The sequence below is a fragment of the Flavobacterium araucananum genome, assembly GCF_002222055.1.
Lineage (GTDB): Bacteria > Bacteroidota > Bacteroidia > Flavobacteriales > Flavobacteriaceae > Flavobacterium > Flavobacterium araucananum.
This window is the reverse complement of the sequence record NZ_MUGS01000002.1, coordinates 318,799-335,326: the sequence shown is the minus strand read 5'-3', so window position 1 is coordinate 335,326 and position 16,528 is coordinate 318,799. Positions and strand designations below refer to the sequence as shown.

Below are 16,528 nucleotides of genomic sequence, written 5' to 3'. Positions count from 1 at the left end.
TTTTTTAACGAGAATAAAACTAAAAAAATACATGAATTTTACACTTTATTCAAAGAAAAAAAATAACTTTAACCCACCAAAAATAAATTCATTAACCCTAAAAAAACCCTATTATGACATTGAAAGTTGTTCAAATTACAAAAATCAACGGAGATGATTTCAAGTTTACAGACATCGAGAATCTAACTTTTCCGATTCCTCCCCTATCTTCTGTAAACTTTTATGAAAATGAAGAAGGAGAAAAAATATTAAAAATTTGTGCTACTCTTTACATTAATTCTTTAGAGTCGAAAGCTCCGACTTTTGGAAGCCTGACACAAAATAAAAACGGTACTGCCGAAATTTACTTTAAGTACATTTGGGATAGATATAGCCCTGACACCTATGATGTTTGGTATGTAGAAATAGATTATACTGCTGAAAATGTTGAAGATATTACAGAAGTTACATCTTACTTACAATATACAGTTCCACCTTTAGATGGCGGCGTAGGAGAAGATCCAACAATTTCTAGAGGCACAAAAACAAGCGCAGGAGATTAACTAAAAAGTAGTTAGCCATTTATATTTCTAGATTTACACCATTTTTATTGATGATTATTGTTTTTTGATAAATATTTAATAATGATTTTATCTACAAATTCATTAATCATCAATACAATCAATTCTTAGTGATTTTTATAATATATCAACAATGATTCAAAAAAAACACAAGTTTCTCTTACTGTTTCTTTTTTTTTATTCAATAGTTTTCTCTCAACAAGAAAAAAGTTTAAATTATTTTGATATTGCTATTCAAAAAAAAGCAAATTCACTAAAAAGCGAAATTAACTTTAACAAAGCACAATACTTTTTCTTAAAAAAGAAATGGGACTCCACATTGGTGTATTCTATGAAGCAGTTGAATTCTAGTCCTGATTTAGAAACCAGAAACTATTGTCATTATTTTAGAGGTTATTCATTAAGAAAAAAAGGACTCTACAAACAAGCACACATTGAATTTGGTATAATAAACAAATCTTTCCAATATTATTATCAGGTCGATAATAATATTGGATTACTGTTTTATTATGAAAAAAAATTCAACAAAGCAATTGTTTATTATTTGAAGGCCGAAAAAGAAATACTAAACCATAAAGATGAAAGCGAAATAGCCACTTTGTATGAAAATATCGGAATCTGTTATTTGCACTTAAATCAATATAAAAAAGCAGAATTTTACCTAAAAAAAGAGGTTCTTTTAAATCCAAAACAAATCACAAAAAGTGTGGTTCGAGCTAATATAAATATTGCTAATTTTTATTACGCACAATATAAAGACCAACAAGCCATACACTATTTTCAAAAAGCGTATACCTTATCTAAAAATATAAAAGATTTCGACTTAAAACAAACCACAGCCTTCAATATGGCAGTGGTAGAAGAAAATAGAGGCGATTACAAAAAAGCCCTAGTTTATAGAAAAGAATCTACTCAATGGAAAGATTCACTAAACAATCAAAATAAAATTTGGGCAGTGGCCGATTTTGAGAAAAAGTTCGCCGTAGCTCAAAAACAAAAACAAATCAAAGTGCTCGAAGTCGAGAACAAGCTTAAAAACAATGAACGTAATGGCTTCTTTTTTGCTGCCATTGGCTTATTATTAATTCTAACTGCCGGAGTTTATTTGTATGGTCAAAAAGTAAAAAATGCGAAAATCATACTGCTCCAAAAAAACAAACTCGATGAACTCAACGCCACAAAAGATCAATTATTCTCTATTGTAAGCCATGATTTAAGATCATCTGTAAATGCATTGAAAACAAGTAATTCGAAATTATCTGCTACTCTCGAAACTAAAAATTACGACGAATTACACCAGCTCATCATTCAAAACAGTACGATTGCAAATGGAGCTTATAGCTTATTAGACAACTTACTGCATTGGGCGATGCTGCAAACCAAACAACTCTATTTTCAAAAAGAATCTGTTCATTTGTACTCTATTGTACAGCAAATCGAATACAGCTATAAGCCATTACTGCTTGACAAAACACTTACTTTTGACAATTTGGTTTCAAAAAACATCTTTATTTTTGTAGATCTGGATTCGCTCAAGATTGTACTGCGTAACTTATTGGACAATGCTATTAAATTTTCTAATGAAAACGGCAAAATAAGTTTTTATACCCAAGAAACCACCCCTGATTTCTGTGATCTTGTAATTGAGGATACCGGGATAGGAATGAGCGAAAGCACCATTAAAGAACTCCTACAAGAAGGAGAGCTTTTAGCCAAAAAAAGTGGTTCTGAAATTATAGGTACCGGTTTAGGTTTACAATTATGCAAACAAATGATCCGGAAAAATAGCGGTACGCTAGCCATGGAAAGTGAGATCAATAAAGGAACCAAAATGATCTTAAGCTTCCCAAAAACGATTGTTTAAAAATCCAGCCAATTGCTCTAAAGCAGATTCCTTTTAATGCAAATTAAACACTAATACAAATACCTATTTGTATTGTATTGCTATAGAATTAAATCTATATTGATTTCTAATAAAAGAATCCTCTCTTTTACACAACACGCTATTAACAAAACTAATAGAATTATTTCAGTCTAAATTATCTTACATTACTTCTATATTTGTATACTTTTTTTGTTTATTTTTATTCTATAATCAACAAAAATAGAGAACTATGAAAAACAAAGTAACACAAATCGCAGACACAGCAAAGACGTCTAACCTAAAAAACTTCACTCCTCTTTCCAGAAAACAATTACAAACTATTGCAGGAGGAGACGACCCAAAAATATCCAGAGGTACTAAGACAAGTATACAAGACTAATCTAAATAATTTAACCATTAATAAAATACTAAACTAAAAAATACCATGAAAAACAAAGCAACACAAACCGCAAAAACATCCGACCTAAAAAACTTTACTCCTCTTTCCAGAAAACAATTACAAACTATTGCAGGAGGAGATGACCCAAAAACTTCAAGAGGCACAAAGACAAGTATATCTGATTAATCAGAAATCATGTGCTACGTTAAATTTAAAGGCTTACATTCTTTTTTATTCACAAGTAGTATTATTTAAAATTCCAATCTTTATTTTAAATAAATCACCTTAAAAAATACTTTTTTAACAATTCTTATTTCTATAATAATTCTTTACTTTACTTCATTAAAAAATACCACCTAATTACTTGCTCCCCAAAAACAAGAACAAATGGATAATATTAATGTTTTAATCATAGAAGATACTAAAGAGCAAAGTGATGCACTTGTCAAAGTTCTACTTGAAAACAATTATAATACTGTAGGAGTTGCAGCAAATTTTACTGATGCGCTAAAACTATTTTACGAAAACACAGTAGACATTATTATTATTGATGTTTTTTTAGACGGAAAACCGGACGGGATAACCTTTGCTGAATCTATTAATGTTATTCCAAACTCCTCAAAACCATTTGTATTTCTGACTAGTTCACACGATCGTCAAATTTTTGAAAGAGCTAAACTTACGAAACCTTTTAGCTTTTTAATGAAGCCTTTTAATGAGCTTGAAATTCTGTATGCTATCGAAATGGCAGTTGAAAAATTTTATGCCCAAACGAATGTTTTTATGAGCGAAGAACAAGACACCGTAATTAGCAATGATTACCTGTTTATAAAAAAGAAAAATTCGCTAAAAAAGGTATCCATAAACGACATTCTTTATATTGAAGTCGAAGAACGTTACTGTAATATCATTACCGAAAAAGAAAAATTTGTTATTCAAATTTCCCTGACCAAAATCAGCAACTTGCTGGATAAAAATAAATTCGTAAAAACACATCGAAATACTATTGTCAATACTGATAAAATCGAAGAAATTATCCTGGCAGATAACCTTATCATCCTCAAAGGAGATCACAAAATAAACCTTAGCGATACTTATAAGGATTTCCTGAAAAAGATGAATATTTTGTCTTAATAAAATCAAACTACCATAAGATCAACTTTATAAAATCCTCTCCTCGCGAGAGGATTTTTTCGTTTATAGAACTATTGTAAATCAGGTGAGTTATTTGATTTTTAAAATCTTATGACAAAAAAAATGGCTTTCATGACATTTTTAATTTCAAACGTAAAAATCAAAATTACTTTTACGCTAAGAAACCCCAAAATCAATAGCTAAGAATGAGAATCGCATTAAACAGACAGCCAGATATGAAAATTTTATACATTCTAAAAAAAATAAAGAATAATCCCTGGGTTGGTATTGCAGTTTCATTAACATTAATTATTCCTAGTTTATATGAAATTCTTGACGATGTAACTGTTTTAAGAAAGGAATATATATTGCTGGTTATTGCATTTCCTTTGTACATAAAATCATTAAAAAAGATATTCGATAATATGCTCGATGTCTATGATGACTTATCATAATAAAAAAGTTTGCCCTTTTTTTCAATAAAGCACTTCAAATTATTTTTTTAAGTCTGAGTGTGTGTTTTATTTTGAGCAATTAGGAATTTTAGTGGTTCTTCCTTTAAAAAAATAAAAAAAGCAATATGTTTTAACAATATTTCTGTGCTTATTAACATTTTTTTGATATTTTTGGAAAGCTAAAAACTAAAAACCAAACCACTAATCCTTTGAAAAAAAATCAAACAAAGTCTCTTTGCCTTATTCTATTTGGAATATTCTTAAACATTTACAGTTCTTATTCTCAAACAAGCCATGAAACCTCACTGTACAATTGGTTTGACAAAAACATTGGTGTAGAATCCTTAGACTTTGAGAACGGACCTGCCCATTTAAATTTTGATAAGCTAGCCAACAATAAAAATCGCTACTACATTTCTGAAGACTTCATAAAAGGCAATATCCACTATAATAACCAGGATTATTTTGACTTATTACTGAATTATGATACTTATAACGACGAGCTGGTTTTAAAGCCTTACGGAGAATCAAATACAACCAAAATTAATGTCATTAAAGACAACATTAGTTATTTTAAAATAGGGAATGACAAATTTGTTAACCTGAAAACACTAAACACAACTACTTTTAGAAAAGGATATTACAAAGAAATCCTGACAGGAAACAACATAACGCTCTTTATAAAATACTATAAAGAGAAGAAAAAAATCAATAAAGACGAAATTGATTTGATCGAATTTATACCAAAATACGAATTCATAGTATTAAAAGAAAATAAATTTTATCTCGTAAACGATAAAAAAGAAATCATAATACTGTTTCCGGACAGCAAGAAAAAAATAAATGATTTTTATGCTACCTATAGAAGCTTAAAAAAGGATGATACTCCCTTATTTATGCAAAATCTTTTAAAACACATTAACAATTAAAATCTGTAGAAATCATCAAAATGAGACTATTTATCATCTTTTTATTATTTTTCGGTTTTCATCAACTTACCTATTCACAAGATCAAAAAAACAAGCTTACTCTTAGTTATAGTAACATCAACAGAGTTGAAGTTATAAAAAAAATAGAAGCGGCTACTAACTATCGGTTTTATTTTCAGGATGACTGGCTGGACAAGAATGTTCTCCTGTCTGGCGATTATACCAATAAAACGATTCAGGAAGTATTAAGCAAAGTTTTTGAGGATACGAATCTTAATTTCTTTATTACTAAAAACAAAATCATTTTAACAAATAATAGTATCATCAATGATACGTTTGAAAATGACAAGTCTAAGAATACTAATATTCCCATCTTTTTTCAGCAGTATGATTCTGTTCGAAAAAATAAAACAGAAACGGCTCCAATAGCATTAATAGGAAAAGAAACACCTGATAATGAAGTTGATTTCTATACGCTGTCCGGTCATATAACTGATTTGAAAGATGAAAAACATCTGGGCGATATTACGGTCAGGGTAAAGAACACGACAATCAAAACGACGACCAATAGCGAAGGATTTTACAGCCTGAAACTTCCTGTAGGACTTGCTACAATCGAAATAGAATCTGTATTGTACAACAATACATCCCGAAAAATAATGATTTACAGCAACGGAACTTTAGATTTTTCTATAATAGAAAAGATCAATCAGCTGAAAGAAGTTTTGGTAAAAGGAAAAAACAGTCAAAACATCAGAACCGCCATAACGGGAGTTACAACAATCGAAGCCGAAGGCGTAAAAACGGTTCCGCTGGTTCTTGGAGAAAGAGATGTTTTGAAAATTGCCTTAACCCTGCCGGGAATAAAAACTGCCGGTGAAGGCTCTTCCGGATTTAATGTAAGAGGCGGAAAAGAAGATCAAAATTTAATGTTATTAGACAACGGTACGATCTATAACCCTGCTCACCTTTTTGGGTTTTTCTCGTCTCTTAATCCGTATACGATAAACAAAGTCGATATTTATAAAGGTGGAATACCCTCTGAATTTGGTGGCAGGTTATCATCTGTTTTTGATATTACCTCGAAAAACGGAAACACAGAAAAATTTTCCGGCGAAGGAGGAATTGGTCCTGTTACGAGCAATCTTACGGCTTCGATTCCAGTCGTAAAAGGAAAAGCCAGTTTGTTAGTAGGCGGGAGAGCAACCTATTCTGACTGGATTTTAAAATCATTAGACGAAGAAAACTTAAAAAATAGTCAAGCTTCTTTCTATGATTTATTTGCAAAATACAGCCATAAGATAAACAAAAACAACTCTGTAGAAGGTACGGGATACTATAGTAAAGATAAATACAGTATAACTCCGGATTCTTTATACCAATACAGCAACAGCCTTATTTCGCTAAAATGGAAACACGCTTTTAACGAAAAGAACAGTAGTGAATTGAATGTTTCGAACAGTGAATATAAATTTAGTATCGATTACGAATCCGTAAATCCGGAATCATTTACTTTTAAGTATAAAATAAATGAAACTCAGGCAAGTCTAAAATTCAGTAGTGAATTAAATAGCAAGCACAAATTTACCTACGGTATAACAAGTAAATTACACAAAGTGTCTCCCGGAGAATTAAATGCAAAGGGAGAATCATCATTGGTTACGCCAATAAAAATTGATAATGAAAAAGGATTAGAATCTGCTGTGTTTTTCTCAGACAAATTTAAAATAACCGAAAAGCTTTTACTGGATATTGGAGCCCGATATTCTTTTTATGCGGCTTTAGGAGAATCAACCCAAAAAGTCTATAAAGATGGTGTGCCTATGACGCCATCGACTGTTACGGAGGAAAAAAAATATGGCAATAATGAAGTAATTAATACTAATGGAGGTTTTGAGCCGCGAGTTGCTTTACGTTATATTTTTGATGAAAGTTTATTTGTAAAAGCTGGTTTTGATAAAAACTACCAATACATTCACCTCTTAACCAACAATACTACTCAATCGCCTACAGATACCTGGAAATTATCTGATTTGAATGTAAAACCGGAAAGCGGCTTACAATACTCTCTTGGAATCTTTAAAAAACTGGACTATAATGATATCGAGTTAAGTCTTGAGGGCTATTATAAAACATCCAAAAACATACTTGATTACAAAGTTGGAGCGAACTTACTTTTAAACAAAGATCTGGAAACAGAATTATTGCAAGGTGACGGAAAAGCTTATGGTATTGAATTTTTACTAAAAAAATCGGTAGGAAGACTAAATGGATGGATAGGATATACGTATTCAAGAACCTTTATAAAACTGGACAGTCAGTTTAATGATGAGAAAGTAAATAACGGTGCTTACTTCCCAACCAATTTTGATAAACCTCATGATGTAAGTATCGTGATGAACTATAAATTCACACATCGTTATAGTTTTTCATCAAATTTTGTCTATCAAACAGGAAGACCAATAACCTACCCTATTGGAAAATACAATTATAATGGAGCCGAATACACCTTTTATAGTGATCGAAATAAATACAGAATACCGGATTATTACAGATTAGATATTGGATTAAACATCGAAGGAAATCATAAAATAAAAAAACTGGCACATAGTTTCTGGAACATCTCTATATACAATGTATTAGGGCGAAATAATCCATATTCCATCTTTTTTGTAACAAAAGAAGGACAGGTAAAAGCGTATCAGACCTCTATTTTTTCTGTTCCAATACCAACCATTACTTATAATTTTAAATTTTAAACGTTATGAAAAAAATCTTCTTATATAGATTTCTTGTAACAATAATTCTTGCCTCAGTATTTGGCTGTACCACACCATATACCTATCAGACCAATGGGTTTGAAGATGCTATTGTAATAGAAGCCACGATCACGAATCAATATAAAAACCAGGAAATAAAACTATCCAGAACGTATAAACTCGAAGAAAAAACACCAACTTTTGAAAGCAAAGCAGTCGTTTATGTAACAGATGATAGTGGTAATAAATATGATTTTCAGGAAAACGGAGCATTATATGTTTCTTTAACACAATTTCAGGCCAGTCCGGACAGATCATATCAATTGCATGTTCGTACAAAAGATGGACGATCCTATATTTCGACTACAGAAAAATTACCCCAACAAACTCAAATTGATAAATTAGAGTCCAAAGCGGTTACAAAAAATGGTGTTCTTGGTGTAGAGATTACTGTAAACAGTACAGATCCTACCAATAACTCTAAATATTACAGATACGAATATGAAGAAACATATAAAGTAGTTGCTCCTAAATGGTATTATCAAAAAGCAGTTCCTGTTCTTTTTGCTCCCGGATCCAATCCTAAAGGACGAGTTGTTTTGGAAGACAGAACAACAGAAGCCAGAATTTGTTACTTAAATCAAAAATCAAACGATCTGATTTTAACCAATACCAACCAGCTAAGTGAAGACAAAGTGACTGATTTTCCTGTGAGATTCATTAGCAGCAACGATCCTATTATAAGAAACCGATACAGCATATTGGTAAAACAATACGTTCAGAGTCTTGCTGCTCATACTTTTTCTGAAACCTTAAAAGAGATCTCTAATACCGGTAGTATTCTGTCACAAACCCAGCCTGGTTTTTTTTATGGAAACATACAAGCTGTTGACAATCCGGGAGAAAAAGTAATTGGCTTTTTTGAAGTGTCTTCGTACTCAGAAAAAAGATTGTTTTTTAATTTCACAGAGATTCTTCCCGGACAATCAATTCCGGAATATCAGTATAATTGTCCGGCTCCGATTCCGGAGTCAGAAGCCGATAATTATTTATACACCTATTGCTTTGGTCAATCACCTGCTTGTCAGGGCAATCTAATTTTAGATTTACTTAGTTCAGGAACTAAAACTTATTTTCCTGACGAAAGTGGCGCTTACATATTGTATCCTATAGAATGCGGAGATTGCACTTCATTTTCATCAAACATAAAACCATCATTTTGGATAGATTAAAATATATAACAATCATAGCTTTAGCCCTTAGTTTTCAGCAGATTTCATTTGCTCAAAAAAACAATGCTATAACAGAACTGAATGAAATAGATAAAAAGCTAAATGAATCACTTTATATCAGTACAAATTCTAATTCGTATCTAACCGGGGAAACTTTATTCTACAAGATTTTTTGCACCAATAAAGTAACAAACACAGCATCAAATTATAGTAAAATTGCCTATTTGCAACTTATCGACAGTAATAAAAAGATCGTTTTTACGCATAAATTATTCCTTGAAAACGGTATTGCAAATAGTGATTTTTTTATACCAACAACCTTAGAAACCGGAAGTTATAAAATAATAGGGTATACGAACTGGATGCTGAATAAAAAAGCTGCGGAATACGCTACTATTTACCTTTATATCGTAAATCCTTATAAAGAAAAACCAACAAATACTGTTTTACAAAAAGAATCTAATTTGTTGGAAATTGTGTCGAATGAGAATATCTCTTTTGATTTAAAAAGCAAATCATATACCAATAGAGATTTGATAGAATTGAAAGTCAATACCAATTCTGATGAATTTAGCAAGGGCAATTATGTGCTTTCTGTAAAAAAAGCAGATGGCTTTTTATCTCAAAATAAAGTAAAATTTGAAACCCTCAATTTTAATAATAGTTCTGAGAACGAAATAAAAAACACCGATTTTATATTACCTGAATTACGTGGTGAAATAATCTCCGGAAAGATATCATCTACTAATGCAGAAACTAAAAATAAAAAAATTGCCCTCTCTATAGTAGGCAAAAATTATATTTTAAAGTTGGCTAAAACAGATGCTGAAGGTCGGTTTATTTTTAATTTGGAAAAATCTAATCCGGGTTCGAATATAATTGTTCAGATTATTGAGGATAACAAACAAGATTACACGATTGAAATTGATAAACCAAAGGGTATCGATTTCTCTAATCTGACATTTCCAACTTTTCAATTCAACTCAGAATTCAGGCAAAACATTTCAGAAAGGCTAATTTCGAGCCAGATCGAAAATGCTTATTACAACATCAAAAAAGACAGCACGTTATCTTCTAATGATACTATTCCTTTCTACAATAATTTATCAAAAGAATATAAACTAGACGCCTTTACAAGATTTCATACTATCGAAGAAACCATAACAGAAGTTATTGCGGGTACGTATTTTACAAAAACCAAGAATAATTATTCTATTCATGTTTACGATTACGACCCTAACTACGAATCTGAATTACCAGCCTTAATAGTTGTCGACGGTTTAATAATAGAGGATCTTACTGAATTATTTGCTTATAACTCCAAAAACATTGATAAAGTCAATGTGGTAAAAGGAATCTATTATTATGGATCAAAATCTTTTAATGGTTTGGTTGCCTTTACTACCAAAAAAGGAGATTTCGAAACTAAACTTAAAGGGTCTTTTATAACAAGACCGGAATTATTAAGACCTCAGTCCAAAAAAGAATATTTTCAACCTGATTATGCGAACCATCAAAACGCAAGAATTCCGGATTACAGACATCAGTTATTATGGCTGCCAAAAGTTGACTTAAGTAATAAAGATTCGAAAATATCATTTTATGCATCAGATGTTTCGGGTAAATTCGAAATAATACTGGAAGGATTTTCAGCGACCGGAAAACCAGTTTTTATTAAGGAAATAATAGAAATCAAAGATTCTACCGCTAATTAAGACTCTAATAAAAGTGAGACAACAGATTTATTTTGCACTAAAAAAAAATTTTTTTTACTAAAATGTAACCTTTTTGTATTGCATTACGTATAACTACTTGTACACTTAAAAATTGAGGAGACAAAAAACATGAGACAACTTAAAATCACCAAGCAGGTAACAAATCGTGAAACTGCATCGTTAGACAAATACCTACAAGAAATTGGAAAAGTTGACCTAATTACCGCTGATGAAGAGGTAGAATTAGCACAAAGAATAAAGGCTGGTGATCAAAGAGCTTTAGAAAAATTAACAAAAGCCAACCTACGTTTCGTTGTATCGGTTGCTAAACAATATCAAAATCAAGGATTAACTCTTCCGGATTTAATTAATGAAGGAAACTTAGGTTTAATTAAAGCGGCTCAACGTTTTGATGAAACTCGTGGTTTCAAATTCATCTCTTATGCTGTATGGTGGATTCGTCAATCGATCCTTCAGGCTTTGGCAGAACAATCCCGTATTGTTCGTTTACCATTAAACAAAATTGGTTCTATCAATAAAATCAACAAAATGTATGCTTTATTAGAGCAATCTAATGAGCGTCCACCTTCTGCTGAAGAAATTGCAAAAGAACTTGATATGACTGTAAATGACGTAAAAGAGTCTATGAAAAACTCTGGTCGTCACTTATCTATGGATGCTCCACTTGTTGAAGGAGAAGATTCTAACCTTTATGACGTTTTACGTTCTGGAGAATCTCCAAACCCGGACAGAGAGTTAATTCACGAATCATTGCGTACTGAAATTGAGCGTTCGCTAGAAACATTAACTCCAAGAGAAGCTGATGTTGTTCGTTTGTATTTTGGTCTTGGCGATCAGCACCCAATGACTTTAGAAGAAATTGGAGAAACTTTTGACCTGACTCGTGAGCGTGTTCGTCAGATTAAAGAAAAAGCAATCCGTAGATTAAAACATACTTCAAGAAGTAAAATTCTTAAAACTTACCTTGGGTAATCACCCAAAAACTAATATATAAATTCCAAATTCCAAATATTGGGATTTGGAATTTGTTGTGAAATTACGTATATTAGTTATTATAGCAAACAACAGTTTGATTGACTGTTCGTTTTTTGATTGATGATTGAAACTCCGGCTGATTACCGGAGTTTTTTATTTTTGTTTTAAACCATTAAGAAATTAAGTTTCATAAAGTAAAACCCTTAATCAACTAAAAAAATAAGTTAGTAAAAGACATAAAGCTTAATTAACTTAATATCTAAATGGTTCAAAAATGAAATTTAATTTCATTGTAAACGAAACTAAAATCTTACTTTTGCAAAAAAAACAACAACACACAACTACACAATGAAGAATACACTTATTGCACCTTCTGTTCTTGCAGCTGATTTTGCCAATTTACAACGTGATATCGAGATGATTAACGACAGTCAGGCTGATTGGTTTCATATTGATATTATGGATGGACTTTTTGTACCTAATATCTCTTTTGGAATGCCCGTTTTAGAAGCAATTTCAAGACATGCCAAAAAAACAATCGATGTGCATTTAATGATTGTTGACCCGGATCGCTATATTAAAACTTTTGCAGATTTAGGCGCAAATAACTTAACCGTACATTATGAAGCTTGTACGCATTTGCACAGAACACTGCAGGCTATTAAGGCCGAAGGAATGAAAGCAGGAGTAGCAATCAATCCACATACTAATATTGACTTACTGGAAGATGTTATCAACGACATTGACTTAGTTTGTATCATGAGTGTCAATCCGGGCTTTGGAGGTCAATCGTTCATCGAAAACACTTATGCCAAAGTCGAAAAACTAAAAGCTTTAATTACCCGCAAAAATGCTTCAACATTAATTGAGATTGACGGCGGTGTAACAAGCAAAAACGCGAAACAATTGGTAGAAGCCGGAGCTGATGTTTTAGTTGCAGGAAGCTTTGTATTTAAAGCCGAAAATCCAACTCAAACAATTACTGAATTAAAAGCTTTGACTACTTTTTAAGCTTTAAACAAAATAGAAAACAAAAGCCGAAGATCTCTCTTTGGCTTTTTTATTGAATTAATTTTAAAATTAAACCTCCCTTAATTTGCAAATCAAAGTTACACCAAACGGGCGACGCAGAAGAAATCCTTTATAATCTTTTTAATCAGTGGCATAAACTTTTTCAATTTTTGTCTTTTATGAATTTATCAATTAGGCAAAACTTTAGCTTTTCTATATCCTGTCAGGCTAATATCCTTGTGTTTCTTAAAAAATTTATTCAGATGGCTTTCGTCAGAAAAACCAAATTCATCGACAATTTCATTTATTCTCCTGTCACTAAAACGAAGTCGGTGTTCTATCAATCGAATTTTATAATTTGAAACAAATGACTGAATTGTTTCACCACAATGATTTTTAAAATAACTTCCCAGATAAGTATTCGATATATCAAATCTATCTGCAATCACCGAGATTTTAATTTTTTGAGGATCGTAAATATTAGCCTGAATATAATTAATAATTTCCAAAATCCTTTTATCAGCACTTTCTTTTACTCCCGTTGGCTTTATTTTCGCAATATTTCTCGCAGCAATTACTATAAGAGCGTTTACATAATGTGTAATTAAATCTTCGTCATAAATATCTTTATTATCGATAGCATAAATCAATGATTCTGATATTGATTTTACCAAAAATTCATCCTCTTTTCGTTTTAAGATACAACCTGACAAATGCGATGCATAATGCAACAAACATTCTATATGATCAATACTTTTTGATTTATACGCTTTTATATACTCACTATTAAGCTTTACCAATAAAAACTCTGTTGGAGTTGTAATATCAAATGTATGAAAGTCATTTGGCGTAAGTAACATCAAATTACCTGTTGAATACGTTATCGCATTACCATTGATCCTAAGAAATCCGCTACCTGAAATAACATACACCATCTGAAAAAAACTAAGTTGCGAATTTACGAGCGAACAATCGTCGACTTTTTTATAAATCACCTCAATCGATTGGTGCATATTCTCTTTTTTCATATTACAAAAGTACTTCTTTATACTTTTATTGTACTGAAAAATAAAGATTATTCAGTTTATTTTTGCTTAAAACCGAATAAAAAAATGAAACAAAAATTTTATACCAGCAAAAACACAATTGTTCTAATTGCAATTTGCCTTGCTACATTAATGTTCTCACTTGAGATCTCCAGTGTCCCTGTAATCCTGCCAACACTTGAAAAAGTACTACATGCGAATCTAAAAGATATGCAATGGATTATGAATATTTATACAATAGGTTGTACCACTGTGCTAATGGCTGCGGGAACTCTGGCAGATCGATACGGCCGAAAACGTATTTTGATTATTACTTTAATTTTATTTGGTATCTCTTCTTTAATCTGTGGTTTGGCACAAAATGTAACTTTACTAATCATCAGTCGATTTTTTCAGGGAATAAGCGGCGGAGCAATGCTAATTTGTCAGATTGCGACACTTTCGCATCAGTTTCAGGAAGGAAATGAACGAAGCAAAGCCTTTGCCATCTGGGGAATTATTCTTGGTACAGGATTAGGATTTGGTCCTATAATTGGCGGATCGATTATAGCTATTTTATCTTGGCAATGGGTATTTTTAATACACGTACCCATCACAATTCTAGCAGTAATTCTTGTTTACGGTTACGTAGATGAATCTAAAGATTCTGATGCAAAAAACGTCGATATTTGGGGTATGATTACCTTATCTGCAGCTGTATTTGGGTTAACCTATTTTATTACGCAAGGACCAGATCTTGGTTTTACAAGCCTTAAAGCTTTGGCTATCATAAGCATTGCAATAATAAGTTTCATTTTATTTGTATGGATAGAACGAACAAATCCTTATCCGATGTTTGATTTTTCGGTATTCAAAATCCGTAATTTTTCAGGTGCTATTTTCGGATCTATTGGCATGAATTTTAGCTTTTGGCCCTTTATCATCTATTTGCCCATTTATTTTCAGAGCTGTCTGGGATATGATGTGGTAACTGTTGGTCTTTCTTTACTTGCTTATACATTGCCTACTTTAATTATCCCTCCTTTTGCCGAATACCTATCTGTGCGATATCGTTCAGGAGTTGTAATCCCGTTAGGATTATTTATAATAGGACTTGGTTTTATTGCGATGAGATATGGCAGTATTGAAGAGAATGCGAGTTGGCTCACCATGCTTCCGGGATCTTTACTGGCAGGAATTGGTTTAGGGTTAACCAACACACCTGTAACCAACACAACAACGGGATCAGTTTCGTCAAACCGTTCCGGTATGGCTTCAGGAATAGACATGAGCGCCAGATTAATTACTTTATCAATAAATATTGCCTTGATGGGATTTATTCTGACAGAAGGTATTTTCTCGTATCTCCATACTGCTTTTTCCGGATCTGTTGATAAAAAAGTATTGCACTCTATTTCAGAAAAAGTAGCGGCAGGAAACTTTTCATCTCTTCATCAAGATTTTCCACAATTAACTTTATTAGATTCATCACAATCAATTTTGCATGCTTCGCTTGCCCATGGTTTCGAAATGATACTTTTATACGGAGGAATTGGCGTCTGGTTTTTGGCGTTTATGAGTTTTATTGTATTCAATGCCGGAAAAACTCAAAAGCGTTTATAAAATTGGCATTATTGCTTTTCTAAAAATCTTTACTGCTTTGTAAATTTTTTAAATTAGGAAAGAAATCAATTCCGGTCATTTTTTCCAGACTTTCAATTGAAACTACAAAATCATACAATGACTTATCACTGTCTTTATTAGGAACCAGAAAAGCAATAGCGTTATGCCCAGTACCGATTTTAGCCAAAATTATTTTATAGAAATATTTAGGAACGGAAACTTTTTCTGTTCCTATTTTTTTATCCGAATCATCCAGAATTCCACCTGTCACGACATAAATATCATTATACTTACTTGCCCAATAACGTGTTTTTTGCTCTAATCTATTCCAGACTCCGCTATTAAAATCATGATCCTGAGGCGAAATATTCGAGGTATAAAAAGTATCATTATACGCACGCTGATCAAATTCCATATCTGCGGCAGGACAAAGATGCCCTTTATCATAACCTGATTTTTTATAATTTCTCCAGTCTGCAGAACCAGTTGTTACGCTTGGATCTTCAATAAAATAAGGGCGTTTATAGTTGGCGTTTTTGAGATATTCTTTTTTTAATTCATAAGCAACCCACTCTGCCTGTTCGTATTGCTCATTATACGACAAGGTATAATAAGTATGTTTTACAATTTGTTTTGTTGTAGAAGTTGGCAAATAAGCAACTGTATACAAAGAACCTGTACTATTTTGATTGGAGACAAAGGTTGGTTCCTGACTTTGAACCACTTCATTTTTAGGATTGCTTTCTTTTTTGCACGCCAGGAGAACAAAACCTATTAAACCCAAAACAATATATTTTTTCATCCTGTTACTTATATTTTACTCAT

The 16,528-nt window shown here is 31.8% G+C and carries 15 protein-coding genes; 13 read left to right on the top strand and 2 right to left on the bottom strand.

The features are described 5' to 3' along the window. Positions 1 to 113 precede the first annotated feature (113 nt). The 12 genes from B0A64_RS01770 (at position 114) to rpe (ending at position 13,055) form a co-directional block, all read left to right on the top strand. Positions 114 to 542: a hypothetical protein gene (locus B0A64_RS01770; protein WP_089477815.1), complete on the top strand. Its 429-nt coding sequence runs from the start codon at positions 114 to 116 to the stop codon at positions 540 to 542. A 349-nt stretch (positions 543 to 891) separates the two neighbouring features. Further along, complete coding sequence (locus B0A64_RS01765; RefSeq protein ID WP_089477940.1) at positions 892 to 2,424, top strand: tetratricopeptide repeat-containing sensor histidine kinase; 1,533 nt, start codon at positions 892 to 894, stop codon at positions 2,422 to 2,424. A 250-nt stretch (positions 2,425 to 2,674) separates the two neighbouring features. Beyond that, positions 2,675 to 2,824, top strand: a complete 150-nt coding sequence (locus B0A64_RS25040; protein WP_165769737.1) for a hypothetical protein — start codon at positions 2,675 to 2,677, stop codon at positions 2,822 to 2,824. 45 nt (positions 2,825 to 2,869) lie between these two features. Next, on the top strand, positions 2,870 to 3,010 hold the full coding sequence (locus B0A64_RS25035; protein WP_165769736.1) for a hypothetical protein: 141 nt from the start codon (positions 2,870 to 2,872) through the stop codon (positions 3,008 to 3,010). A 201-nt stretch (positions 3,011 to 3,211) separates the two neighbouring features. Then, a complete protein-coding gene (locus tag B0A64_RS01760) occupies positions 3,212 to 3,958 on the top strand; it encodes a LytR/AlgR family response regulator transcription factor (RefSeq protein ID WP_089477814.1) in 747 nt (248 codons plus the stop codon). Positions 3,959 to 4,164: 206 nt separating this feature from the next. Continuing rightward, positions 4,165 to 4,413, top strand: coding sequence for a hypothetical protein (locus B0A64_RS01755; RefSeq protein ID WP_089477813.1), 249 nt, complete (start codon positions 4,165 to 4,167; stop codon positions 4,411 to 4,413). Positions 4,414 to 4,622: 209 nt separating this feature from the next. Beyond that, positions 4,623 to 5,342: a hypothetical protein gene (locus tag B0A64_RS01750; RefSeq protein WP_089477812.1), complete on the top strand. Its 720-nt coding sequence runs from the start codon at positions 4,623 to 4,625 to the stop codon at positions 5,340 to 5,342. 20 nt (positions 5,343 to 5,362) lie between these two features. Further along, positions 5,363 to 8,101 carry a TonB-dependent receptor gene (locus B0A64_RS01745; protein WP_089477811.1) on the top strand — a complete coding sequence of 913 codons (2,739 nt, stop codon included), beginning with the start codon at positions 5,363 to 5,365 and terminating at the stop codon, positions 8,099 to 8,101. 5 nt (positions 8,102 to 8,106) lie between these two features. Next, positions 8,107 to 9,333: a DUF4249 domain-containing protein gene (locus tag B0A64_RS01740; RefSeq protein ID WP_089477810.1), complete on the top strand. Its 1,227-nt coding sequence runs from the start codon at positions 8,107 to 8,109 to the stop codon at positions 9,331 to 9,333. Continuing rightward, entirely contained in the window at positions 9,321 to 11,048 is a 1,728-nt protein-coding gene (locus B0A64_RS01735; protein WP_089477809.1) for a hypothetical protein, read from the top strand. The genes B0A64_RS01740 and B0A64_RS01735 overlap by 13 nt, the downstream gene beginning before the upstream one ends. A gap of 129 nt (positions 11,049 to 11,177) precedes the next feature. Then, positions 11,178 to 12,041, top strand: coding sequence for a sigma-70 family RNA polymerase sigma factor (locus B0A64_RS01730; protein ID WP_007804760.1), 864 nt, complete (start codon positions 11,178 to 11,180; stop codon positions 12,039 to 12,041). 351 nt (positions 12,042 to 12,392) lie between these two features. After that, positions 12,393 to 13,055, top strand: coding sequence for a ribulose-phosphate 3-epimerase (gene rpe / locus B0A64_RS01725; protein WP_089477808.1), 663 nt, complete (start codon positions 12,393 to 12,395; stop codon positions 13,053 to 13,055). A gap of 188 nt (positions 13,056 to 13,243) precedes the next feature. On the opposite strand, the gene B0A64_RS01720 is transcribed toward rpe, so the two are convergent. Further along, positions 13,244 to 14,083, bottom strand: coding sequence for an AraC family transcriptional regulator (locus tag B0A64_RS01720; protein ID WP_208863506.1), 840 nt, complete (start codon positions 14,081 to 14,083; stop codon positions 13,244 to 13,246). Between B0A64_RS01720 and B0A64_RS01715 the strand changes: the two genes are divergently transcribed. Beyond that, the gene (locus B0A64_RS01715; protein ID WP_262495522.1) at positions 14,063 to 15,703 is read left to right on the top strand and encodes an MFS transporter; all 1,641 of its coding nucleotides are present in this window, start codon (positions 14,063 to 14,065) and stop codon (positions 15,701 to 15,703) included. The genes B0A64_RS01720 and B0A64_RS01715 overlap by 21 nt on opposite strands. Positions 15,704 to 15,722: 19 nt before the next feature. On the opposite strand, the gene B0A64_RS01710 is transcribed toward B0A64_RS01715, so the two are convergent. After that, positions 15,723 to 16,505, bottom strand: a complete 783-nt coding sequence (locus tag B0A64_RS01710; RefSeq protein ID WP_089477807.1) for a DNA/RNA non-specific endonuclease — start codon at positions 16,503 to 16,505, stop codon at positions 15,723 to 15,725. Between the last annotated feature and the right edge of the window lie 23 nt (positions 16,506 to 16,528).

Excerpts from the sequence above, each read along its gene's own strand:
- B0A64_RS01770 (WP_089477815.1), top strand. The coding sequence starts at position 114 with ATGACATTGAAAGTTGTTCAAATTACAAAAATCAACGGAGATGATTTC.
- B0A64_RS25035 (WP_165769736.1), top strand. The coding sequence starts at position 2,870 with ATGAAAAACAAAGCAACACAAACCGCAAAAACATCCGACCTAAAAAAC.
- B0A64_RS01740 (WP_089477810.1), top strand. The coding sequence starts at position 8,107 with ATGAAAAAAATCTTCTTATATAGATTTCTTGTAACAATAATTCTTGCC.
- rpe (WP_089477808.1), top strand. The coding sequence starts at position 12,393 with ATGAAGAATACACTTATTGCACCTTCTGTTCTTGCAGCTGATTTTGCC.
- B0A64_RS01710 (WP_089477807.1), bottom strand. The coding sequence starts at position 16,505 with ATGAAAAAATATATTGTTTTGGGTTTAATAGGTTTTGTTCTCCTGGCG.
- B0A64_RS01755 (WP_089477813.1), top strand. The coding sequence starts at position 4,165 with ATGAGAATCGCATTAAACAGACAGCCAGATATGAAAATTTTATACATT.
- B0A64_RS01760 (WP_089477814.1), top strand. The coding sequence starts at position 3,212 with ATGGATAATATTAATGTTTTAATCATAGAAGATACTAAAGAGCAAAGT.
- B0A64_RS01720 (WP_208863506.1), bottom strand. The coding sequence starts at position 14,083 with ATGAAAAAAGAGAATATGCACCAATCGATTGAGGTGATTTATAAAAAA.
- B0A64_RS25040 (WP_165769737.1), top strand. The coding sequence starts at position 2,675 with ATGAAAAACAAAGTAACACAAATCGCAGACACAGCAAAGACGTCTAAC.
- B0A64_RS01765 (WP_089477940.1), top strand. The coding sequence starts at position 892 with ATGAAGCAGTTGAATTCTAGTCCTGATTTAGAAACCAGAAACTATTGT.
- B0A64_RS01745 (WP_089477811.1), top strand. The coding sequence starts at position 5,363 with ATGAGACTATTTATCATCTTTTTATTATTTTTCGGTTTTCATCAACTT.
- B0A64_RS01730 (WP_007804760.1), top strand. The coding sequence starts at position 11,178 with ATGAGACAACTTAAAATCACCAAGCAGGTAACAAATCGTGAAACTGCA.